This is a genomic window from Acinetobacter sp. EKM10A (genome assembly GCF_011075215.1).
Taxonomy (GTDB): Bacteria; Pseudomonadota; Gammaproteobacteria; order Pseudomonadales; family Moraxellaceae; genus Acinetobacter; species Acinetobacter baumannii.
The window spans coordinates 79,158-103,039 of record NZ_JAALLK010000007.1; the positions used below are offsets into that span (position 1 = coordinate 79,158).

Genomic DNA, 23,882 nt, shown 5'->3' on the forward strand with positions numbered 1-23,882 from the left:
TAATTTCTTTTTATTTGGCTTCTCTTTCTTTAGTGTACTCTTAAACTAAATACATAAGAAAAATACCGATATTTACGATTTCGCTTCTTTTTAATTTGTGTGATCCACATCAAAGAAAAAAATCAATTCTTGATCATTTTATATCATTTTCTACAAAAGAAAACGTACCTTATTAATATTCCGATAAACGTCACTTTTTAAGGTGTATATAAAAAATAGGCCACTTAAAGTGACCCATTTTTAAAGCTCATCTATTTATAACAACTTATGTCTTAGGAAGTGTAACCCCAGTTTGACCTTGGTATTTACCACCACGATCTTTATAAGAGGTTTCGCATACTTCATCACTTTCGAAGAATAGCATTTGTGCTACACCTTCACCCGCATAAATACGCGCAGGCAAGTTCGTGGTATTAGAAAATTCTAAAGTAACGTGCCCTTCCCATTCTGGCTCTAAAGGAGTGACATTTACAATAATACCGCAACGTGCATAAGTTGATTTACCAAGGCACACAGTCAAAACATTACGTGGAATACGGAAATATTCAATTGTACGCGCTAGAGCAAATGAGTTAGGCGGAATAATACAAACGTCAGACTCAATATCGATAAAACTTTTTTCATCGAAATTTTTTGGATCAACAATTGCAGAATGTACGTTAGTGAAAACTTTAAATTCGCGGGCACAGCGTACGTCATAACCATAGCTAGAGACCCCGTAGGAAATCAATTTTTCGCCATTCTTATCAAAACGGACTTGATTCTCTGCATAAGGTTCAATCATGCCGTGTTTTTCGCTCATCTCGCGAATCCAACGATCAGACTTAATAGCCATGTATTTTCTATCCAAAAGGTAATTTCATTGATTGCGACGTACTTTAACGTAAAAAAGCAATTATGAAAACAATGGCGGCTACTCTTATCGCTAAGAATAGCCCGGAATAAATTTTTAAAGATTTAATAAAGCAGAATAGCTAATTGGAATTGAGAAACTAACTAAAACCAACGAGGCCGTTCTTTGTAAATTTGATTGATTTAACCAACGTACTTTATTTGCAGCCAAGACTGACCCTAAAAAAATCCAGAATAAGGCAATTGGGGTAATTAAAGCTAAATAAGCCAACATATGAATGAGATAAATATGAAAATTAGTCCACGCTGCAACAGGGAAAATCGCTGAAGCAAAAAGTAATGCCTTAGGATTTAGTAAAGTTGCACAAAATAATTCACGTGGGCGAATAGTTGGCTGATCTAGTTCAAACTGTTGATTTGCCGTGTGCCATAATTTAATTGCTAAAAAAATAATATAACAAGCACTGAGCAATTTAAGTATAGGAGGTAATAAAGGAAGCGTTGCAGAAACTTTCCCGATTAACATTCCCCAAGCTGAAATCGAAATCACATACCCTAGAACCTCTGCCGGAATTAATTTAGCAGATTTTTTAAGGCCTACTTGTACTCCTGATGATGCAAGTAAAGTATTTGTTGGGCCAGGGGTAAGTAAAATAGTGGCAACCAAGCCAATAAAAAGCCATGAAATCATTGAATGACCTCACAATGTAGTCATCTCAGATTAATAGATATTATTCTAGAAGGCAAAATCTAATTGTAAGACAATTTTTTAACATCTTAAGAAATAAAATTTAAAAATTATTTATAAACAATAATTTATTAAATTTTTATTAATTCTAAGCTAAAAAACTACAGAGTCAGTCACAGCGTTTTACGTACCAAATTGTATTTAAGTAATATAAGTATTTTTATTTTAAATCTATTTTTACATTAAAAAGGCCTATAATAAATTATTACCGCAGTAAGTTTAATTTTTAAGCTTTTAATAAGTTTCAATTAATATATTGTTTCTTTGTGTTTATATGAGCCCCTAAGCTCTACTATCCTATGATTATGGCAAAGCAATTTTTTCAATCTTGGCTTCCTTCTCCAGAGAAAGTTTCAAATATGAAATTTTTAAGGATTTTCGGGCAAAAAACCCTTAATCCTGTGCTTTGGTATGTCAACCGTAAATCTATTACTCGCGCCATTTTTGTAGGGACTTTTTTCGGTTTACTGCCTATACCCTTTCATAGTGTATTTATTGTTATGGCAGTTTTACTGTTTGAAGTTAATTTACCTATTAGCTTAATGCTTGCTTGGCTCAGCAATCCTCTTACATTAGCGCCTATTTTGTATATTGGTTTCTGGTTTGGTGCCCATATTTATCATGTGCATATGATAAATAAGAAAATGCTTTTAGGGGTGCTTCACCAGATTTCACGTTGGATTACGCATTTTGGTCATGGTCATATCGATTTGAGCCTCGCTAAAATTTTAATATCAGGTCTCATTGTCGAAGCGTTTGTATTTGCAACCATACTATATATAGTGACTGAGGTTTTTTGGCGTTGGATGGTCATTCGAAACTGGAAAAATAGAACAGGACATAAAAAACAAGAAGACGCTCTATAAGAATTCATCTTCTTGCCTAAAATTAAATTGTTATTTTGGTAGTTTAGATTTCATATATTCTTCAGCTACGTTAAGCACGTAGTCTTGGCAAGCTTCTCCTGTACCAGGGTCATAAGCTCCATTATTGGTAATATTATTAGATAAAATTCGAATTCCTAAAAACGGAACATTAAACTGGCTTGCGATTTGCGCAACAGAAGCCGCTTCCATTTCTTCAACTGAGGTACCATAACGCTCATGGAAAAATTGAATTCGGTCAAGTTCATTATTCCACACATCTGCCGAGCCAATTGTTCCTTCAACCACTTCACCTTTGTCATAACGTACTTTATGTGCCGCCATTAATAGCTCTTGGTCACCTTCAAATTTGCGAATTGCAATAGGTTCAGGATCAGATTCTTTTGTTGGTAAAACGTCGAAAGCCTCAACCCATGTTAGTGAGTTTGAACCGCCACCTAATGGCTGTTTAGGCGTTCTAAAAGCGCCAATATTGGTTGCATATTTTCCTAAAACAATATCATAAACATGGAGATCAGGATCGTGCCCCCCTGCTGTTCCTTGGTTAATAATCGCAATCGGTTTATACCGTTCAATTGCCAAAGCGGTTGCGGCAGCAGAGTTACTCATTCCCATACGTGTTTTAGAAATAATCATTGGATAGCCATTGTAGGTTCCTTTCCAAAAGGTCCAGCCACCTATTGTTTCAACAGTTTTATTTTCTAACTTTGAAGCCATTCTTTCCGACTCTACGGGTAAAGCACCCTGAATAATAATCGGCTGTAACTTCTGTTTTTGTTCCTGAACTGTTGGTGTTTGTGAAACTGATGAGTTGTCATCATTACATCCAACTAAAAATAAAGCGCTACATAAACTGATAACACCCAAACTATACTTAAATTGCATTTTCCACCTGTTTCTTTGAAAAAGAAGCGTAAAGTAGCAATCTGCATGCCAATTTCAAGTTTAGCTTTGTTATTTAGATTCAGTAATTTAAATTTTTCTTTTAACCAGCCAATAAAAACCCGACTTAAAGTCGGGTCAGATGAATCAAAAGATTCGTTTGTCATCTCGTGTGCGCTGAGGGATTTTTTCAATCTGTTGCCAGACTGCTTTCGCAATATCAATATAACTATCAGCTGCATCATCCATTGCAATAACACTCGGTTTACCTTGATCAGCATGCTCACGTATTTGAGCATTTAAAGGCAAACGACCTAGCAATGGTATATGATATTGCTCGGAAAGCTTATCACCACCACCGATACCAAAAATTTGCTCTTCATGACCACAGTTTGAACAAATGTGGGTCGACATGTTCTCAACGACACCTAATACCGGAATACCAACTTTATTAAACAACTCGATTCCTTTAGTCGCATCAAGCAAAGCAACATTTTGTGGGGTCGTCACAATGATTGAGCCAGTCACTGGAATACGCTGAGCAAGCGTCAGCTGAATATCGCCTGTACCCGGCGGCATATCAATCATGAGTACATCTAAATCTGGCCAAAGCGTTTGGTTAAATAATTGCATTAGAGCGCCTGTAGCCTTCGGTCCACGCCATGCAACAGGTGTGTTGTTATCACCTGTTAAATGTCCAATAGAAAGTACTGCCATACCGTAAGCATCTAAAGGCACAAAATTTTCACTTTCAATCAGAGGAGTTTTACTAGCATTACCTAGCATGGTCGGGATACTTGGCCCATAGATATCAGCATCTAATACTCCAACCTTAAGTCCCATTTTTTGTAAGGCAAGCGCTAAATTTACCGTAGTTGTCGATTTACCAACACCACCTTTACCTGATGAAACTAAAATAACATTCTTGATTCGAGGATGAAGTGGCACATCTCTCTGTTGCGGCGCCGCTTTCTGAATTGGTGGGTTATTTGGATCCAGTTCAGACTTAGGTGAAGCATCAAGCACAGGAGGTAAATTCGAATTCTCTTTCGGTGCTTTAGATGAACAACCTTGACCCGAACTCTCTTGTGTAGGGCGCTTTTGTTGAACTACATGTAAATTAAGTTCTTCAATACCACACTTTTGCAAAGCACCAGCTAAATCATCATGAATTTGCTGCAAGTATTCTTTTTCGTCTGGGAAAGTATTAATGGTGAGTTGTAAAACACGACCTTGCACTTGAAGCTGACTAATGCGCTCTTTTAAAGCATCTTTTGAATCTGGCAATAAATAATTTTGGAGTACGGTTTGGATTTCCTCTTCTTTCACTTCTTGTGCGGGTGAAAAAACGGATTTTAATGAAGAAAGCCAAGACATATTGTTTACTCCAAAAACAGATCATTACAGCTTAATGGAGATAGTGTAACAGTATTGCTCCGCACTCGCTCACCTTGGGATGAATAATTACTATCTTCAGAACTCATCTTTTAGGTAAGGAGTACGGATTTTAGTTTAAATCAGCTTATTCAGCAGAATCATGATTTTTCAATTTATTAAGTTTTTCGGTAGCTGTTTTCTTCAACTCATCAAATTTCGCAGTTGCTTGAGTTTTTAACTCATCAAATTTTGTAGCCGCCTCTTCCTTTAATTCTGCAGCTTTGGCTTTAGCATCATCAAGTTTATGCGCTGCTTCAGTACGTAAATGATCAAACTTGTCTTGCAGGCTATGCTGAGCATCATCAAGTTTGCCTTTCAAATCACTAGCTTTATCTTCAACTGCCTCTTTTGCAGCAGCCTGTTTTTCTTTTACATTTTCCTTTAAATCTTCCAAGGCTTTTTCACCTTGTACTTTTGCATCGGCCGCTTTGGTCTTTAGCTCATCTACTTTATCTGCAACTGCTTCTTTACCCGCAGTTTGTTTCTCTTTTACATTTTCTTTTAAATCGTCCAAAGCTTTTTCACCTTGTACTTTTGCATCAGCCGCTTTTGCCTTTAATTCATCTAATTTATTTTCAGTAGTCATCGTTGTTATCCTCATCGTTAATTAAAAAAATTACCTGAATAAGTTATTAGTTATACATCGTTATGGCTTATTTTCTGACCGTAACTGCAATTTGAAACAAAGACAATACAGGAAGATTCAAATATTTTTTGATTTGTTTATCTGTTCTAAAGAGAAATAACTTCTGGCTTTAAGTCCATTTTTGTAGATACCTCTTATATTTAGTCAAAGATTATTAATCTTTGCTTATCTTCCTGCATCAGTTAAAATCTTCCACCTTATAAATACGAATGAGAGAATGAGATCCGTGCGTAAAATTTTAGTCACCAATGCCCTCCCTTATGCCAATGGTCCAATTCATATGGGTCATTTACTCGGTTATATCCAGGCAGACATCTGGGTTCGTGCCATGCGGGCAATGGGTCATGACGTGACTTATGTATGTGCGGATGATGCTCACGGTACAGCAATTATGCTACGTGCCGAAGCAAATGGTATTAGCCCAGAAGAGCAAATCGCGAATGTTCAAAAAGAACACATCCGTGATTTTGACGGTTTTGGCGTACATTTCGATCATTATGATTCAACTCATAGTGATGCAAACAAAGCTCGTTCAACAGATATCTATATTAAAAACCGTGAAGCCGGAAATATTGCAGTTCGACCTGTAACTCAATTATTTGATCCGGAAAAAGGTATGTTCTTGTCTGACCGTTTCATTAAGGGTACCTGTCCAAAATGTAAGTCAGAAGATCAATACGGCGACTCATGTGAAGTGTGTGGTACAACTTATAATGCGACTGAGTTACTCAACCCGCGTTCGACTTTAAGTGGTGCAACACCAGTTGAAAAATCATCAGATCACTATTTCTTCAAGCTTCCAAACTTTGCTGAATATTTGCAAAAATGGACCCGCGATGAAGGTCGCTTACCTCTTTCAATTGCTAACAAATTGGATGAATGGTTTGAAGCAGGATTAGCAGACTGGGATATTTCTCGTGATGCTCCTTATTTTGGTTTTGAAATTCCGGAAGCGCCGAATAAATATTTCTATGTGTGGGTAGATGCCCCAATCGGTTATATGTCTAGTTTTGAAAACTACATCAAAACTAAGCGCCCAGACTTGAACTTTGATGATTTCTGGAAGAAAGATAGTCAAAATGAGGTTTACCACTTTATTGGTAAAGACATTGTTTACTTCCATGCTTTATTCTGGCCTGCGATGCTTGAAGGGGCGAACTATCGCACTCCAACAGGCTTATTCGTAAATGGTTTCTTGACTGTAAATGGACAAAAAATGTCTAAGTCTCGCGGTACTTTTATTAAAGCCGAGACGTACTTACAACATCTAAACCCAGAGTATTTACGCTATTACTTTGCTTCTAAACTTTCAGATAAAGTTGAAGACTCTGACTTGAACCTTGATGACTTTGTTCAGAAAGTAAATTCAGATTTAGTCGGTAAAGTAGTTAATATTGCTAGTCGCTGTGCTAAGTTCATTAACAGCAGCTTTAACAATACGCTATCAAGTACATGTGCTGAATCTGACTTAGTACAAAGCTTTATTGATGCTGGTGATTCAATTGCTGCTGCATATGAAGCGCGTGAATTCTCTACGGCAATCCGTGAAATTATGGCGCTTGCTGACCGCGCAAACCAATATATTGATGAGAAAAAACCTTGGGCTCTTGCTAAACAAGAAGGTCAAGAACAACAAGTTCTTGATGTATGCTCTGTCGGTATCAACTTATTCCGTCAATTAGCAGTGTACTTAGCCCCAGTTCTGCCAACTTTAGCTCAGCAAGTTCAAGATTTCTTAAAACTTGAAAGCTTTGATTTCGAGTCACGTAAACAAATTCTTGTAAGCCATGAGATTGCGCAGTTCCAGCCTCTTATGCAACGTGTTGATCCAAAAGCTGTTGCAGCCATGGTCGATGCTTCTAAAGAGTCTTTAGGTACTCCTGCGCCACAAGCAACTAAAGCAGCGAAAAAAGAGAAATCTGCCGAGAAAAAAGCAGCTCCTACTCCAGCAGTTGGTGAAGCTGAAATTATCGGTATTGAAGATTTCTTAAAAGTTGACTTACGTGTTGCTCAGGTCGTTGAGGCAGGTACAGTTGAGGGTTCAGATAAATTACTTCAACTTACTTTAGACGTAGGTGAAGCTGAACCACGTAATGTATTTAGTGGTATTCGTAGTCAATATGCGCCAGAAGACCTAAAAGGTAAATTGGTCGTGATGGTGGCTAACCTTGCACCACGTAAAATGCGTTTTGGTGTTTCAAACGGTATGGTACTTGCTGCCGGAAATGGTGAAGGCATTTTCATTATTTCACCAGATAGCGGTGCAAAACCTGGCGATAAAGTTTCTTAATCCGCCTACATATAAAAAAAGCTCCCTAAATTGGGAGCTTTTTTTATTTCTAACCTACTTTTTAAAATAAGCAGGCTTATCTGTACTGAGTACATTTAAAGTGCTATATGTGAGACATTCTATCCATCAATTAATAATTAGATTGCTCATGATTATTGGCTTGTAAATCGGGAATTTTGTAGTCTTTTTCATAAACCGGAGAACCAGCAATACTCATCGCCCGTTCATTTGAAGGTTGCTGTTTACTTGTTGTTCTCATCTCACATCCTGTAGTTAAGATGAAAAAAACAACCGAAATGCTCACCATTAGTTTTTTCATAACGTGATCCTCATTTCTTTTTGTTTTATTAATTAAGTTACCACTTTTTAAATATTTAATTGCTAAAAAAGATATTTCAATTTGTATATATTTTGCGCAAAAATAAAGCCAGACTACAAAGAGTTGGCTTTATATTTTTTAGATATTTTAATTAAAGATTTATCATTTGAAGAAGATTAACTTTAAGCCCAATACACTAACAATGCTTCCAGCCACTCGGTCAACACCTGTTTTTGCTTTTAAATACATTTTTCGAGGCTTCTCTGAAGATAAAAGCATTGCTACACACGAGTACCAACCTGCATCAATCATAAAACAAACGAGCGGTAATGCGACGTAGTAATAATTTGGAATTTCTTTTGGCAGTAAAGCAGTAAAAACACTCGCTAGTACAACAGCAATTTTCGGATTACTTAACTGAGTAATCAAACCATATCGGTAGGCTTGTTTATAAGTCATTTTCGATTTGGCATCATTTTCCATGGCAATTGGTTCTTTGGCATGTTTAATAATTTTAAAAGCAAGCCAAAGCAAATACAGCCCACCACCAATTTTTAAAATTAGATAAGCTGAAGGCACTGCCAATAAAACTGCCTGTAACCCCATAACCGCTAAAAAGCCAAAAAGAGCTGCACCTGTACCCGTCCCTAAAGCAGTAAACAAACCATGTTTACGTGATTTAGATATTGAATTTTGCGCTACATAAATAAAGCTTGGCCCAGGACTTATTGCTCCAAGCATCAATGCCATCGCAATTGAAAAAAGAGGAATAAGGGACTCAAACATTGTATTGACCTAGCATCATGCAATTGCGCGATATTCTAGCAGCTTTTTATGACACATATAAAAATGGAAAAGAGATAAATTATAAAAATTGAATTTTCATGTTTTTACAATTTAACTATTCACAACGGACAAAAATGTCCGTTAAATATATCATCTTTAAACCTCCCAAATCAGTCACATGAGTAAACGTCAAAAAATTGCAGCCCATAATCGGGATGAATTACTCAATGCAGCCGAGGAATGCTTTCGTATTCATGGTATTAATGTCCCCCTACAAGTCGTGATTGATCATGCAGGTGTAGGTAGAGCGACGTTCTACCGCAACTTTTGTGACCGAAAGGCTTTAATTAGTGCCCTTTTAGAGCGTGCGATTACACAGCTAGAGCAAAAAGCTGCTCATTTTCAACAATTCGAAGATGGTTTATTTCGTTTAATTGAAGGACATATTGCACAACTTCCCAAGCTCGCAATTTTGCAAGATTTTTGGAGAGTGATTGATCGACAAGATCCAATTATGCTAAAAATTTATGAACGGCGGAATAATGCACTTAAGCCACTGATTGAAAATGCAATAGAACAAAAACTGTGCCGAGCTGATCTAACTGCTGATGACTATGCAATGGTCACAGCAATGTTGGGTTCTTCATTTCAAGGACATGAACCTGAAGAACAAACCTGCTTAGCGAAACGAGCAATTGAATTACTATTTCATGGTATTCAAGTACAAAAAATTCGAGGGATAGAATGAGTAAAACGCCTCGTTATTTAGAAACGCCACCTGACTGGACGCCAGAAGAACAACCGACTTTACCTGGTTCACCAGCAGCGATTGCGCATTCTGTACCTAAGCGATTTCTTTATTTTTTTATTGGTCTGTTTGTCGCTATTTCAGCAAGCTTAAGTAATGGTTTCATTACGGCAAATTTACCCTTAATACAAGGTGAGTATGGCCTGACGCCTTCTGAAGCCGCTTGGCTTCCTGCTGCTTATGTAATGGCCAATGTCAGTTCTAATCTGATTTTGTTTAAAGCTAGGCAACAATATGGTCTGAGAGTCTTTTCAGAAATAGGACTTGTTATTTTTATTGCCGTGCTGGTTTTGCACATTTTTGTGCATACCTATGAAATGGCCTTGTTCGCTCGGGTTGTGGCAGGTTTAGCTGGTGCACCACTCAGCTCTTTAGGTATGTATTACACCATGCAAGCTTTTAAAAAAGCCGACATGGCAAAAGGTATATATATTGCCTTTGGTTTTCAGCAGTTAGGTGTACCCCTCGCCTGGATTATTTCTCCTTTTCTTGTGAGCACAGATAGTTGGTCTGTTCTTTACACCTTTGAACTCGGCTTAGCACTTTGTTGTTTAGCGATGGTGGTTTCGTTGAAATTACCACGTAGCTTACGAATCTATGTTTTCGAAAAACAGGATTTCTTCACCTTTGCTTTATTGGCACCAGGTTTTGCATGTCTATGTATTGTGCTGACACAAGGCCCAATCTTATGGTGGTTTAACAGTGAATGGCTTGCTTATGTATTAATTGCAGGTTTTAGCTTAGTTGTTTTAGGTTTGCTCTATGAACATTATCGTGCCAATCCATTAATTATGACACGTTGGTTAGGCGCCTCCTCAACCCTACGCTTTATCTTTGGTGCTTTTGCCATTCGTCTTTTAATGTCAGAACAAAGCTATGCAGCCGTTAACTTCCTAAAAACTATGGGAATGGGTCCAGACCAATTTGTTCCACTCTATGTGGTCATATTGGTGGGGATTTTAAGCGGAACTTTATTCAGTGCGCTTACTTTCTCGCGTGAACGAATTATTTTTCACTTACTTTTTGCAGAGTTTTTGATTCTCATTGCCTGTGGACTAGATTATCACCTTACGAGCGATGTACGGCCTTCAAACTTCTTTGCAAGCCAGTTTTTAGTAGGCTTTGCCGGCGGCCTGTTTATCGGTCCTTTATTGTTGATTGGATTTGCACAAACTTTGGCTAAAGGTCCTTCGTATGTAGTGACTTTTATTGTCTTATTCTCTGCAACCCAAACATTTGGTGGCCTTGTCGGCTCATCTTTTTTCTCGACCTATCAACAACATCGTACACAGAACTATCAAGTCGAGATTATTAAAGATTTGGAACAAGCCGACCCATTAGTTGCTCAAAGGCTTTCTACCTATCAACGTAGTGCAGCCATCACAACAAATGACCCCGCATTACAAACAACTCAGTCTATGCGCTCACTTAATCAAGTGGTTACTCGTGAAGCTCAGGTCCGTGCCTACAATGATGTGATTGCATTAAACGGTATTTTTGCCGTCGCCTTACTCTTATGGGGCGGATTTAATATTGCACGTAGTAAATACCTACAGCGCAGAGGAATTAGCCGCCCTTAACGGCTTATGTTATTAATGAAATAGAAATTGAGATTGATATATGTCAGATGATCAAAATAAACCGGAACAAACACCTGCTCAAACATCTAATAATGAGCCTGCACCTGCACCTGCACCTGCACCTGCACCTGCACCTGCACCTGCAAGTAAACTGATTCCGACAAAACGCTCAACCCTATTATGGATGTTGGGTGTGCTTATTATCGGTATTTTAGTGATTTTGTGGGCATGGAGAATTGGGCCTTTTGCCACAAGTGTGCAGCAAACTGACAATAGTTATGTTAAAGGTAAAACTACCATTTTATCCTCGCAAATTAATGGCTATGTTAAAGATGTATTGGTAAAAGACTTTGATCATGTTAAAAAGGGTCAAGTATTAATGCATATTGATGCCACCACTTATGACCAAAAAGTAGCACAAGCGGCTTCGGGAGTAGAACAGGCCAAAAATACTTTAGCCAATCAAACTCAGTCAATTGCTCAAAAACAAGCAGATATTGTGGCTGCGCAGGCTAAAGTAGAACAAGTTAGGGCTCAATATGAACTCTCTTTAGCACAGCTTAGACGCTATCAACAGCTAGGGAATAGTGGAGCAGCTTCTAAATCTGAGCAAGATAAAGCCGCTGCTGATGCCGAAAATAATCTTGCAGCCCTTAAACAGGCAGAGGCCAATGTTCTAGTTGCCAAAGAAGCACTTAAAACAGCTCAAGTCGCAGAAGCTGGCTTAGAAGCACAAGTTTCCAGTGCTAAAGCACAGTTAGATCAAGCACAAACCACCAAAGACTATAGTGTTATTGTTGCTCCAATGGATGGACAACTTGGTGAAGTAAACCCTCGCGTTGGGCAATATGTGGCCGCAGGATCACAGTTACTCTATCTGATTCCACAGCAAACTTGGGTGATTGCCAACTTTAAAGAAACCCAAATTGCCAATATGCGAATTGGACAAAAAGCGTGGTTTACAGTCGATGCAATGAAACATAAAAAATTTACAGGTCATGTTGAACAAATCTCTCCGGCCGCAGGTTCCGAATTCAGTGTACTAAAACCGGATAATGCAACAGGAAACTTTACCAAAGTCGTTCAACGAATTGCCGTGCGCATTACCATTGACCCAAATCAGGAAGGAATGGAACACTTACGCCCTGGTATGTCAGTGATTACTTCTGTCGACACAAGCTCTTAATAGCTTTTTAAAAACCTCTTTAAAAAGCTACAATGTGATCAATCATTATTTTTCTCAATTTCTAATGTTTGATCACATTGCCCAACCTATCTCCTATCAGCATATTGAACTATCCTTTCCTGTTCATCTCGACATTAAACGTTTAGATTTAGTTCATCCTCAAATTTCGGGTAATAAGTTTTTCAAATTAAAATACAATTTGCTTGCTGCAAAAGAACAAGGTTTATCAAGCATTTTGACTTTTGGTGGAGCTTACTCAAATCATATTGCTGCAACAGCTTATGCAGCTCATCTTTTTGGTTTAAAAAGTATAGGAATTATTCGTGGTGAAGAGTTAGCTGGTAAACCACTTAATCCCACCTTGGCAAAAGCTCAAAGTTTAGGAATGCAGCTACATTTTGTCTCTCGCCATGAATATCGCTTACGGGATGATGCAAATTATCTTCAACAATTACAGCAACAATTTCCGCAGACCTATATCATTCCCGAAGGTGGAACTAATGAACTGGCAGTTCAAGGTTGTCAGGAAATCCTGAGCCAATATGACTTAGAGCAATATGATGTGATTTGCTGTGCAGTCGGAACTGGCGGAACGATTTCAGGTCTGATTGAAAGAAGTGCAGCACATCAGAAAGTCTTAGGATTTTCGGCTTTAAAAGGTGATTTCTTACAACAAGAGATTAGGCAATGGACTAAAAAACAAAATTGGTCTTTGACAGATGTATACTGCTGGGGCGGTTATGCGAAAACCTCACCTGAACTATTCGCATTTATTGAAAATTTTGAAGAGCAATATACGGTCCCCCTTGAACCGATCTATACCGGAAAAATGATATTTGGTCTGTTTGAACTTATAAAAAACAATTATTTTCCAGAGAATACTCGTATTTTGGCAATTCATTCCGGTGGTTTACAAGCTGATATTAGAAATAAACCTCACGCATAACTCACCCGCTTTTAGAAGGCCTTATCCCTTACCTGTATAAATGTCCTTAGCATGAGTAAGTGCTGGCATGATAGTATATGCCCCTTTTTAATTTTCACGACTAATCGAGAACTTCTTATGTCTAACAGTCATGTCGATGTCATTGTCTTAGGTGCAGGTGCTTCTGGACTCATGTTGGCTGCACATGCTGCTAAACGGGGACTTTCGGTCTTAATTTTAGAAAAAGCCAATAAAATTGGTAAAAAGATTTTAATGTCAGGCGGTGGGAAATGTAACTTTACCAACCTCTATGTAGAACCTGAAAACTATATTTCTCATAATCCGCACTTTGTTATTTCTGCCCTATCACGCTATAGCAACTGGGACTTTATTGGTCTGGTCTGTGATTATGGAATTGCCTATGAAGAACGTAAACACGGGCAATTATTTACGCTAAACGGCGCTAAAGAAATTTTAGAGATGTTGGTAAGTGAGTGTAATAAAACAAACAATGTCGAAATCCAGACCCATTGTGAGGTTGGACAAGTCGATCCATTAGAACAAGGTGGTTTTTCAGTACACACAAATCAGGGCCGTTTTAGCTGTGAATCATTAGTGGTTGCTACAGGTGGATTATCCATCCCAACTTTAGGTGGCTCTGGTTTTGGCTATGAATTGGCACAAAAATTTGGACATACAGTTTTCCCAACCCGTGCTGGTTTAGTACCATTTACTTTTTCGGATCATATTAAAGAAGTCACTACACGCTTAAGTGGTAATGCTTTAGATGTGACTCTAACTAACTCGAAGAATAGCTTTACTGAAGCATTATTATTTACGCATCGTGGTTTGAGTGGCCCAAGTTCTTTACAGCTTTCAAACTATTGGAATACAGGTGAAAGTTTTAAAATCGACTTTTTCCCGAGCCAAGATTTAGCAACTTATTTAAAAGATAAAAAGAAAGCCCAACCTAAAGTTTTACTGCGTACTCTTCTGAACGAATTTACGGCAAAAAGTATTGTACAAGAGTTACAACAGCTTATATGGCCAGAGCAAAGCGAGACACCAATTGGTAATATCAGTGATGCACAGCTAGATCATATTGCCGAGCAGCTACATGGTTTTACTGTTAAACCATCAGGCACAGAAGGATATCGTACTGCTGAAGTTACCTTAGGTGGAATTGATACAACTGAAGTTTCATCTAAAACACTCGAAAGCAAAAAGCAGAAAGGACTATTCTTTATTGGAGAAGTACTTGACGTGACTGGCCACTTAGGAGGCTATAACTTCCAATGGGCTTGGTCTTCGGCTTATGCAGCTGCACAATATGTTTAAATGATGAATAAGCTAATTTGATGCTTTCGAATCATTGGATGAATTTTCAGAATCATGCTTATGGCTTGTTGTCTGTTTTGATGATTCGGATTTACTAAATACAAATTTATAAGCACTTGCTAAAAAACCAACGGTAATCCCAGCAATTACAACAGGTGCTAAAAAACGACCAGGTTTTTTCATCGTATTTTCCTCACTTATTTGTTTTTATAGCTGTCAAAGACAGAACGACCACTCAATATAGAGTGGTCGAACTTATCACAAAAATCAAAGATTTTTTGTACTGTTTAGCTGAAAATTAGTTACACCTACTAAATTTCATCATTTTCGCCAGTAGAACCAAACGGTTTATTTACTGGTGGTTGTGATGGATTTACTTGTGCAGAATCAGCTGGTTTTGCATCAGATGAAACTGTTGTTGATGGTGCAGTTGTAGTCGTTGACGGAGTTGAAGCCGTAGACGAACTACCTGTTGTATTATTAGTAGTAGGCGGTTGATATAAAGGATTTGGTTGATTTGCCTCTTTCTTAGCTTTATCCAGTAAATCAGATAAAAGTCTTTCTGCTGGTTGACGACCACCCAAACCAAATGCAAGAGCAAAAGCAACTGCAACTGCGCCTAGCGTTAAGCCGAACGCAAGGTTTACGATCGAATCGGCAATACCCATCGCTCTTAAACCAAGTGCAAGGACTAAACCAATAATCAAGACACGAACCAAACTACCTAACCAACGCGAACTATTATATTCACCGCGTTGAACAACGTTCGCCACAACATTTGCAAGCCAGAAACCAATCACCAAGATTACAGCGCCCAATAGAATGTTTGCACCGAAATGGATAAACATTGCGATTAGACCACTAATCTGATCGAAACCAAGACGGTCAGCAGCTTCAGAAACTGCAAACAACATGGTAAAGAACACGATTAGCCAACCAACGGCATTAGAAACTTTAGTTTGACCTAAAAAGCGTTGTACATCTAATTTTGCAGGAATTTCATCAACACCAGTTCCTGCAATTAACTCGGCAACCAAGCGACCAACAAAACGTGAAACAATATAAGCAACCAGTAAAATTAAACCAGCAGCAATAATGTTTGGAATAGCTTGTAAAATTTCATTGAGCATTGCTGTTGCTGGCTGAGAAATAGTCTCAATACCTAAAGCTTCAAATGCTACAATCAATGTCGTAATAATGATGATGGCAAAAACAAATGAACCTAAGAATTTGCCTACATTTGAATTTTTGAAAAGACCAATTTTTTCCGCTTGAGATTGCACACCTAAGCTATTAATTAATCCTTCAACAATACCGCGTACAATTTTTGCCAAGATATAACCAACAAAAACGATAACGCCAGCAATAAAGATATTTGGTAAGAATGCTACAGCATCATTTACCATATTTTGAACTGGAATCAGTAAGCCTGTTAATCCTAAGATTGAAAGAACAATCGGAAGGAAAAGTAACAATACAAGCCAATAAAGAATTTCACCAATATTCTGGCTAATTCCCCCTACACCCACTTCGCTGCTTAACTTATCATCAAGTTGAGTTCGGGATAAAACATTGGTCACCCCCGCCCGCACCAGTCGAGCAACGATCCAGCCAATAAAGCCCACCACTACAGCAGCAATGATATTTGGTATATAGACGAGTACCTGATTAACCATGTTGCTAAATGGACCGCTCACTCCACTAATGTTGAGCACATTTAAAGCAGCAACAACGGCGAGAATCAGAATAAACCAGAATACGACTTTGGAGATCAGACCTTCTATATTGGGTGTACGTCCAGTCGCTGAAGATAATTTCGCATTAGTATTTACTTTTTGCAGAAGTTTTTTTACACCTGCCGCAACCAATAAAGCGATGATCCAGCCTACCAGTAAGATGACAATTGCAGCTAAAATAGGATGGAACTGATCCCAGTAATACATCGCATCAAACTGAGCGCCGCGAGGCCCATTAAAAAATTCATTCATATTGTTATGTCCTCAATTGTTATGTTCTTTTTAGTGTTATCACTAAATGAAAAACACCAGTTCGTTGTAAAAAATGACGATAAATGCGGTCTATGTCACCTTATGTTTTGAATATTTTTCAATCAACAACCTTCTGCATAAATACAACAAATTGATGCAAAAGATTGCAAAAAAAGCCTTCAGGTCACATCCTAAAGGCTTTTTATCACGATATACTGGTTAGCTTATTACCCTTCATAGGTCTTCAAATCAGAAGTACCACTAATGACTTGTGGTATGGTCTCATGTTGAAAAGCGGCTTCCTCTTTTGGCGTTTTGCTGTGATCAGCAACCATATAAACCACAAGTGCGAGAAGAAAAAGCCCAACAATAATTAAAATATAAACTGGCAATCTTCTTTTTTTTGCAGTCTCTTCCGGACTCGTCACATGAGGCGGTTTTGAAAAATCATGCATCTTCTTTCCCCTCTTCTATTATCATTAACTTTATATTCATCATAACAATTTGATTTGTTGCATTGTGTGAAAAAGCATTATGAGAAGGTGTCTACGGTTGCAAAACTCTACTTTTAAAAATATTAATTTAGTATAAAATTTAGCCACTTTAATTATAACGTTTTAGAATCTAACTTCTCGATATTCAGAATCTTCGCTAAAGTCCGATTTGTAATACAATATGTTTTAGCCCTTACTTTTTATAAAATAGGCTATAATAAGCCCCCTTGTTTTAAAGCTACTCAATTTTATGATGTATCGTCAGCAAAGCGTAACTCTTGATCTCGACACTGACGTCACACATCAATGTTATTTGCATCAGACAAGAGATGACCATCTCATTGGTATTATTGAATTTAATAAACCAAGTTATGAACTCAAATGGGGTGATCTTGAATATTTCCGTCGCCGCACCGAAGAGTTCTCGGTCATGCCATTTCCTGAATGCATTAATGCGATGATTGTTGATATTCGTAATATCAATGTATTTCTGGACAATGAAGTTCCAATTTTACCGTGGCGTTTACTCGAAGAAGATTGTCCTGTTCGCCTAGTTGTTCCTCAAGACCGCCTTGAACACTATGCGGGATTATTTGAACCAACATGGCTTTCAACAGATGTCGACAGTGCGATTGCAGAGATCCGTGAGTTTATGGATATGTTTGTCCATTAATAAACATATCCATAAAAAATTTTCTTAAAATATTTTACTTCCTGTTTCTACCAGTAATTTTCTACCGCAATATTTCCTTCACCACGACGATTCATTGTGAGACCACGGCGTTTTAGAGCCTCTTTCGTATCATCAACCATTTGTGGGTTTCCACAAAGCATGACATGACTTGATGCTGGGCTGAGTTCTAAGCCTGCTACTTTTTCTAGCTCACCATTTTCGATTAATACAGGTAAGCGCTCATGCAACGGCGCAGATGGATCTCGGGTAATGATAGGAATAAATTTAAAACCGCTATGCCCTTCCCCAAACGTTTCAGCAATCTCTTGAATACGGTCAACATAAGCCAGCTCAGCCGCAGTACGAACACTGTAGACCAAGTTTATTTTCTGGTAATTAGACCAAGTTTCAAAGTCTTGTAGCATCGACAAAAATGGAGCCAAGCCTGTACCTGTTGCCAGTAACCACAGATCATGCGGTAAAGGCTGTTGATAGCGTGCCAACGTCAGGTAACCATATGGAATTTTTTCCAAATAAAGCTCATCACCGACTTTCAAATGCTGTAGATTCGAAGTGAAGGCACCGTCTGGTACTACAATTGAGAAAAACTCTAGCGTTTCATCAAACGGAGAAGACACCACCGAATACGCACGGACAACCAGCTCATCTCCTACCTTTAAACCAATACGCGCAAATTGCCCCGCCGTAAATTTAAAATGCGAAGGACGCGTCATGGTAAAACTGAAAAGTGTTGGGGTCCAACGATGAACAGATAAAACTTTTTCTACGCTAAATTTTTCAATTGACATGATTTCAACGTGGCATGAAATAGTGCGCTCATGTTAGCATGACAGCCGAAATAATGAATACTTTTAAACGTTAAGGCTTTTTAAACATGCGGATGACATTACGCCAGTTGGCTGTTTTTGTAGCAGTCGCCCAAGAAGGAACCGTTACTAAAGCCAGTGATGCGGTCAGACTGACGCAAAGTGCAGCAAGTATGGCTTTAGCCGATTTAGAAGACGGCTTAGGTGCTCCTTTATTTGATCGTTTAGGTAAGCGCTTGCAGCTAAATGATCTTGGACGTTTTCTGCTTCCCCAAGCATTAGAAATTTTAGGCCGCTGTGAAGCCTTTGAACAAGCAGCCAAGGGTGAGTTACAGAGTATTGACCTTCGTATCGGGGCTACTTTAACCATCAGTGATTATCTAATGCCAGATTTAATGGCTAACTTCTTACAACGTCATCCACAAGCGCATTTACAACTTCAAGTTGGTAACACACGCCAAATGATTGAAGCTGTAAATCAGTTTCAGCTTGATTTAGCTTTAATTGAAGGGTCTTGTCACTTACCTCAACTCCAATGTATTCACTGGCGTGACGATGAGCTAGCAGTGTGCTGCTCACCTGACCATCCGTTAACACGTTTAAATCGCCCACTTACCCCTCAAGATTTTCATGACGTAGAATGGATCTTACGTGAAGAAGGTTCAGGTACTCGTGAAGTCTTTGATAATGCAATTTTGCAAGATTTACCAGATGCAAACATCCGTTTGACGCTTGGACATAACGAAGCGATCTTAAAAATAGTGGCTGGCGGTTTAGGAATGTCGTGTATTTCAAAGTTAGCGATTGAACCTTTAAGTGAAAAAGGTCAACTTGTTATTTTAGATACTCCATTTTGGCAACTTACCCGCCCTCTTTATATGCTAGTGCACCGCCAAAAATATCAAGGTCCGGGCCTTAAAGCATTTTTAAAATTTTGCGATGAAGATCAGGCTTAAAGCTTGATCTTCACATTCATTAGCGGCGGAAATTAGACAATAACTCACTTGTGATCGCTTTATTGTGATCAGCAATTTTAGTTTTCTTAGTCTTCGCAGGGTTAGGGTCAATACGCTCAATTTTAATTGCTTTAAATTTTCCTCGATTATCTGCAGCAAGAAATCTCACTTTTTCATTTCTTTTCGGTTCACCTTCGGATGCAGGGAAATCAGAAATATGAAAGAAAATATCTCCTTCAGTCGTCGAAATAAAACCAAATCCTTTATCGGCGTTATATTGTTTTACCCTTCCAGTATAAAACTCTTGCTTCATGATTTTTCACCCTACTTTCCCAATGCAATTACTGTAGTAAATAAAAAGAGACTTTCATTTCCGCTCTTAAAATTTATACGGCTTAATGAAGTCTCTTTTTATTGTTATTTCAAAAATTAGTCTTTTTGAACACTACCAAAAATTTTGTCACCAGCATCGCCTAAACCTGGAACAATATAACCATGTTCATTTAAGCCATTGTCAATAGATGCAGTATAAAGCTGAATATCAGGATGTGCTGCCTCTACTTTCGCGATTCCTTCAGGTGCTGCAACTAACACCATAACACGGATATCTTTACATCCACTTGCCTTTAATACATCAATAGCAGCAACTAAAGAATTACCTGTTGCCAACATTGGATCAATAATCATGGCAATACGGTTAGCGACATCAGGAACTAACTTTTTATAGTAAGTACGTACTTCTAGAGTTGCTTCATCACGCTCAAGCCCTAACACACTTACTTTTGCACTTGGAATTAGGTTAAGCACACCATCAAGCATACCGATACCTGCACGCAAAATCGGTACAATCGTTATTTTTTTACCCGCGATACGCTGAGTAGTAACATTGCCAGCCCAACCTTCAATCTCACAATCCACAACTGGTAAGTCTTTCGTCGCTTCATATGTCAATAACATAGTCACTTCCTGAGCAAGCTCACGGAAATTCTTGGTACTGATGTCAGCACGACGTAATAAACCTAATTTATGACGAATAAGTGGGTGACGAATTTCTTGAATGGCCACAGATGTTACCTAAAAATATAAAAACGTATTTATTATAATCTTTTTTTAACTATCAATAAAAAAAAGCCTCCATATTTGGAGGCTTTTTTGTACACAAGAATTATTGTTGCTGAGAAAGCATGAAATGTAATGGAGATAAAATTTCTGCTTTTAATGCCAAATTAATCATTGGATCTGGATAAACACCCAAAATAATAACTAATGCAGCAGCAGCCAATACCATTAAACCACCCACTTTTTGTCCCCAATGTGCATCAGCATCAATACGAGGAGTTTCAGGTGGAGTCATATACATAACAACCATCACACGTAAGTAGTAATACAAACCAATACCACTACCCACAATAATCATTGCAGCTAAGAACCAGTGTTGAGTTGTTACAGCAGCCATAACAACCAAGAACTTACCAATGAAGCCTGCTGTTAATGGAATACCAGCCAAAGATAACATCATGACTGTTAATGTTGCTGTAAGTACTGGACGGCGCCAGAACAAACCACGGTAGTCTGCAAGGCTTTGCGCTTCATCTACGTTGTTATATGGGCTAGACATTAACGCTACTGCACCAAAAGCACCAATAGTCGTTAATACATAAGTCACCACATACACAGTTACGCTGCCCAAGCTTGCATATGTCATGCTGATTAAAGCAATTAACAAATAACCAAAGTGAGCAATAGATGAATAACCCAAAATACGCTTTAAGTTGACCTGACGAACAGCAAGCAAGTTACCGACTAAAATTGACAATACGGCAATGATTGTCAAAACAGTCACTAGCGAGTTCACCATGATTGCGCCAGAAGCAAGCAAATAACGTACGAACAAACCAATTGTTGCAACTTTAGCAGCAGTCGCCAAGAACGTTGACATTGGAGCTGGTGCACCTGCATATACATCTGGTGTCCATTTATGGAACGGTGCAAGCGACAATTTGAATGCAACAGCAAAAATAATGAGTGCTAAACCTAATAACACCATTGGCTGTTTGATTGCGCCAAATAAAGCTTGTACAGAATCATAGAATGAAAGTGAACCAGTGTAAGCGTAGATATACGCCATACCCATCAACAGCATTGCAGAAGCTGTTGCAGAAAGCACAAGATACTTAATCCCTGCTTCAAGCGACTGACTACGTTGATATGTATAAGCAAGTAAGCCGTATACAGGAATCGACATTAACTCAAGGCTAATGAAGAATGATGCATAGTGTGAACTTGCAACCATCAACATTGCACCTGCTACAGAAGCAAGTAACAGAAGATAGAGTTCTTCGCGGTTGTCTTTATAAGTCTCAATATATGCATGAGACAAAGTACAGCAAGCCAATGATGCAACTAAAATCATGAATTGATAGAACATAGTAAATGGATCAACCATAAACATGCCCATCACATTTGCCGGCACAAATTTACCGCCAAATAATTCTAACAAGATATAAAGTGCAGCAAGGTTTAAACCGACAACAGAGGTTGTTGCGATTAAATTATGGTTACGCTTAATTGAAATTAACAGCATGACGACGACTGCTGTCAAAGCAACAATCATCACCGGTGCTAAAGGCATAAGCGTAGAAAATGATACTGTGAAGTTCATGATTATTGGATCTCCACATGGTCAAGTTGAGTAGCTGTTTGCTGAACAGTTTCAACGACTTCTTGTACTGGTACATAACTATTGACCAACCACTGCATGCTTGAATGAGATACATCCAAGAATGTTTGTGGATAGATACCAAGCCAAACGAGACCAATCGCACAAATCATCAAAATACTAACTTCACGAGCAGATAAGTCTTTTAATGGACTAGTGTAGTGTTGCTTTTGTTCAGAGTTTGGTTCACCAAACAAAGCACGGTGAATCAAGATCAAACCATACAAACCTGCAAATACAAGGCTGATAGAAGCAATGATCGTGAATACAGGATATTTATTAAATGAACCCATCAAAATCAGGAATTCACCAATAAAGTTACCTAAACCTGGCACACCAACAAGAGCTGCGACGAAGAACATTAAGAAGAACGGTAAATACTGGAGCTGACCACGAAGACCACCCATCAAACGTAAATCACGTGTATGTAAGCGCTCGTAGATTTGACCAGACATAATGAACAATGCAGCTGATGACAAACCATGTGCCAACATCATGATCATTAGGCCTTGGAAGGTCAAAATATTACCTGCATAAATAGCAAGTAAAACGAAGCCCATATGTGAAATCGACGTATACGCAAGTAAACGTTTCATATCAGTTTGCTGGTAAGCACACCATGCGCCGTAGAAAATACCAATCAAACCGAAAATAATTGCAATATCTGCAAACTGTGCAGAAGCTGCCGGGAAGAATGGAATTACAAAACGAAGCAAACCGTACGCTGCTGTTTTAATCAAGATACCAGCCAAGTCTACAGAACCCGCTGTAGGTGCTTGAGCATGGGCATCCGGTAACCAGCCATGCAATGGGAAAACTGGTAACTTCACTGCAAAACCAATAAAGAAGCAGATCATGAAACCATACGCGAAGCCAGCAGGTAAACGATTCGCTACAGCTAATAAATAGTTGTAATCAAAACCGATCATACCAGTCATCATGTAACCATAAACCACAAGGCCAAGGATACCGATTAACATTACTAAACCAGCGATTTGCGTATATAAGAAGAACTTGGTTGCAGCGTAAACACGTGAACGACCGTTTGAACCCTTATGACCCCATAACGCAATCAAGAAGTAGATTGGTACAAGCATCATCTCCCAGAAGAAGAAGAATAGGAACAAATCAATTGCCAAGAACACGCCGATAACGCCCCCTAAACTCCATAACAAGTTTAAGTGGAAGAAACCAACATTCTTTTGGATCTCACCCCATGAACAACCAACAGCAAGTACACCAAGTAAAGCTGTTAATAACACCATGAGTAAAGACAAGCCATCCACTGCTAGGTGAATGCCAATACCGAGAGATTGAATCCACGGTAAGTAAAACTCAGCTGTCCAAGTTGGGACTTTTGAGCCTAACTCGTAGCTATAAGTACCACTTTGCCAAAGTGCAAGACCTAAGCCCAACGTGATGAGCATACCAATTAAGGCGATCCAGCGTGGCAAAGTTTTGTCGAGTTTATCGACTAACCAACAAGTAAAACCTGCAATGAACGGAACAAGGATCAGCGCGGGTAAAATTAAATTGTTTTCCAT

General features: G+C 38.5%; 24 protein-coding genes. 9 read left to right on the forward strand and 15 right to left on the reverse strand.

The features are described from left to right. Window positions 1–265: 265 nt before the first annotated feature. Both dcd and G9371_RS10995 read right to left on the reverse strand, forming a co-directional pair. A complete protein-coding gene (gene dcd, locus G9371_RS10990) occupies window positions 266–835 on the reverse strand; it encodes a dCTP deaminase (RefSeq protein WP_000985728.1) in 570 nt (189 codons plus the stop codon). Window positions 836–949: 114 nt separating this feature from the next. Then, complete coding sequence (locus G9371_RS10995) at window positions 950–1,543, reverse strand: LysE family translocator (protein WP_000626772.1); 594 nt, start codon at window positions 1,541–1,543, stop codon at window positions 950–952. Between the two features lie 356 nt (window positions 1,544–1,899). Here G9371_RS10995 and G9371_RS11000 point away from each other — a divergent pair, with 356 nt between their 5' ends. Then, window positions 1,900–2,466, forward strand: a complete 567-nt coding sequence (locus tag G9371_RS11000) for a DUF2062 domain-containing protein (RefSeq protein ID WP_000605097.1) — start codon at window positions 1,900–1,902, stop codon at window positions 2,464–2,466. A 30-nt stretch (window positions 2,467–2,496) separates the two neighbouring features. Here G9371_RS11000 and G9371_RS11005 read toward each other — a convergent pair whose 3' ends face one another. The 3 genes from G9371_RS11005 to G9371_RS11015 all read right to left on the reverse strand — a co-directional run bounded on the left by G9371_RS11005 (window position 2,497) and on the right by G9371_RS11015 (window position 5,389). Continuing rightward, complete coding sequence (locus tag G9371_RS11005) at window positions 2,497–3,369, reverse strand: 5'-methylthioadenosine/S-adenosylhomocysteine nucleosidase (RefSeq protein ID WP_001159887.1); 873 nt, start codon at window positions 3,367–3,369, stop codon at window positions 2,497–2,499. Between the two features lie 144 nt (window positions 3,370–3,513). Next, window positions 3,514–4,743: an iron-sulfur cluster carrier protein ApbC gene (apbC, locus tag G9371_RS11010; RefSeq protein WP_029423890.1), complete on the reverse strand. Its 1,230-nt coding sequence runs from the start codon at window positions 4,741–4,743 to the stop codon at window positions 3,514–3,516. Between the two features lie 145 nt (window positions 4,744–4,888). Continuing rightward, window positions 4,889–5,389, reverse strand: a complete 501-nt coding sequence (locus G9371_RS11015; protein ID WP_000206127.1) for a hypothetical protein — start codon at window positions 5,387–5,389, stop codon at window positions 4,889–4,891. A 286-nt stretch (window positions 5,390–5,675) separates the two neighbouring features. On the opposite strand from G9371_RS11015, the gene metG reads away from it, so the two are divergent. Next, a complete protein-coding gene (gene metG, locus G9371_RS11020; protein ID WP_029423891.1) occupies window positions 5,676–7,739 on the forward strand; it encodes a methionine--tRNA ligase in 2,064 nt (687 codons plus the stop codon). A 130-nt stretch (window positions 7,740–7,869) separates the two neighbouring features. Here the strand turns inward: metG and G9371_RS11025 are convergent, their stop codons facing one another. Then, complete coding sequence (locus tag G9371_RS11025; RefSeq protein ID WP_000735804.1) at window positions 7,870–8,058, reverse strand: NF038215 family lipoprotein; 189 nt, start codon at window positions 8,056–8,058, stop codon at window positions 7,870–7,872. A 162-nt stretch (window positions 8,059–8,220) separates the two neighbouring features. After that, complete coding sequence (locus tag G9371_RS11030) at window positions 8,221–8,844, reverse strand: LysE family translocator (RefSeq protein WP_029423892.1); 624 nt, start codon at window positions 8,842–8,844, stop codon at window positions 8,221–8,223. Between the two features lie 178 nt (window positions 8,845–9,022). Here G9371_RS11030 and G9371_RS11035 point away from each other — a divergent pair, with 178 nt between their 5' ends. The 5 genes from G9371_RS11035 (at window position 9,023) to G9371_RS11055 (ending at window position 14,681) form a co-directional block, all read left to right on the forward strand. Beyond that, window positions 9,023–9,592: a TetR/AcrR family transcriptional regulator gene (locus tag G9371_RS11035; protein ID WP_029423893.1), complete on the forward strand. Its 570-nt coding sequence runs from the start codon at window positions 9,023–9,025 to the stop codon at window positions 9,590–9,592. Next, window positions 9,589–11,232: an MFS transporter gene (locus tag G9371_RS11040; RefSeq protein ID WP_000047791.1), complete on the forward strand. Its 1,644-nt coding sequence runs from the start codon at window positions 9,589–9,591 to the stop codon at window positions 11,230–11,232. Before G9371_RS11035 ends, G9371_RS11040 begins: the two co-directional genes overlap by 4 nt. A gap of 40 nt (window positions 11,233–11,272) precedes the next feature. Beyond that, window positions 11,273–12,418 (forward strand): HlyD family secretion protein, encoded by a 1,146-nt coding sequence (locus G9371_RS11045; RefSeq protein WP_002055582.1) that lies wholly within the window; start codon window positions 11,273–11,275, stop codon window positions 12,416–12,418. Between the two features lie 64 nt (window positions 12,419–12,482). Then, window positions 12,483–13,364, forward strand: coding sequence for a 1-aminocyclopropane-1-carboxylate deaminase/D-cysteine desulfhydrase (locus G9371_RS11050; protein ID WP_029423895.1), 882 nt, complete (start codon window positions 12,483–12,485; stop codon window positions 13,362–13,364). A 117-nt stretch (window positions 13,365–13,481) separates the two neighbouring features. Then, window positions 13,482–14,681, forward strand: coding sequence for an NAD(P)/FAD-dependent oxidoreductase (locus G9371_RS11055; protein WP_029423896.1), 1,200 nt, complete (start codon window positions 13,482–13,484; stop codon window positions 14,679–14,681). A 12-nt stretch (window positions 14,682–14,693) separates the two neighbouring features. Here the strand turns inward: G9371_RS11055 and G9371_RS11060 are convergent, their stop codons facing one another. From G9371_RS11060 to G9371_RS11070, 3 genes are all read right to left on the reverse strand, one after another. After that, entirely contained in the window at window positions 14,694–14,864 is a 171-nt protein-coding gene (locus G9371_RS11060) for a hypothetical protein (protein ID WP_032009142.1), read from the reverse strand. A gap of 128 nt (window positions 14,865–14,992) precedes the next feature. Continuing rightward, complete coding sequence (locus G9371_RS11065) at window positions 14,993–16,669, reverse strand: mechanosensitive ion channel (RefSeq protein WP_001001666.1); 1,677 nt, start codon at window positions 16,667–16,669, stop codon at window positions 14,993–14,995. A gap of 227 nt (window positions 16,670–16,896) precedes the next feature. After that, window positions 16,897–17,124 (reverse strand): hypothetical protein, encoded by a 228-nt coding sequence (locus tag G9371_RS11070; RefSeq protein ID WP_000543705.1) that lies wholly within the window; start codon window positions 17,122–17,124, stop codon window positions 16,897–16,899. A 292-nt stretch (window positions 17,125–17,416) separates the two neighbouring features. On the opposite strand from G9371_RS11070, the gene G9371_RS11075 reads away from it, so the two are divergent. Next, a complete protein-coding gene (locus G9371_RS11075; protein WP_002000170.1) occupies window positions 17,417–17,836 on the forward strand; it encodes a hypothetical protein in 420 nt (139 codons plus the stop codon). Between the two features lie 47 nt (window positions 17,837–17,883). On the opposite strand, the gene G9371_RS11080 is transcribed toward G9371_RS11075, so the two are convergent. Next, a complete protein-coding gene (locus tag G9371_RS11080) occupies window positions 17,884–18,645 on the reverse strand; it encodes a ferredoxin--NADP reductase (RefSeq protein ID WP_000021173.1) in 762 nt (253 codons plus the stop codon). Between the two features lie 86 nt (window positions 18,646–18,731). Here G9371_RS11080 and gigC point away from each other — a divergent pair, with 86 nt between their 5' ends. After that, the gene (gene gigC / locus G9371_RS11085; RefSeq protein WP_001242992.1) at window positions 18,732–19,619 is read left to right on the forward strand and encodes a LysR family transcriptional regulator GigC; all 888 of its coding nucleotides are present in this window, start codon (window positions 18,732–18,734) and stop codon (window positions 19,617–19,619) included. Between the two features lie 19 nt (window positions 19,620–19,638). On the opposite strand, the gene G9371_RS11090 is transcribed toward gigC, so the two are convergent. The 4 genes from G9371_RS11090 to nuoM form a co-directional block, all read right to left on the reverse strand. Beyond that, window positions 19,639–19,932: a cold shock domain-containing protein gene (locus G9371_RS11090; protein WP_000806837.1), complete on the reverse strand. Its 294-nt coding sequence runs from the start codon at window positions 19,930–19,932 to the stop codon at window positions 19,639–19,641. Between the two features lie 116 nt (window positions 19,933–20,048). Next, a complete protein-coding gene (gene upp, locus G9371_RS11095) occupies window positions 20,049–20,684 on the reverse strand; it encodes a uracil phosphoribosyltransferase (RefSeq protein ID WP_001007343.1) in 636 nt (211 codons plus the stop codon). 100 nt (window positions 20,685–20,784) lie between these two features. After that, the gene (gene nuoN, locus G9371_RS11100; protein ID WP_005133063.1) at window positions 20,785–22,281 is read right to left on the reverse strand and encodes an NADH-quinone oxidoreductase subunit NuoN; all 1,497 of its coding nucleotides are present in this window, start codon (window positions 22,279–22,281) and stop codon (window positions 20,785–20,787) included. Between the two features lie 2 nt (window positions 22,282–22,283). Beyond that, window positions 22,284–23,882: an NADH-quinone oxidoreductase subunit M gene (nuoM, locus tag G9371_RS11105; protein ID WP_000429844.1), complete on the reverse strand. Its 1,599-nt coding sequence runs from the start codon at window positions 23,880–23,882 to the stop codon at window positions 22,284–22,286.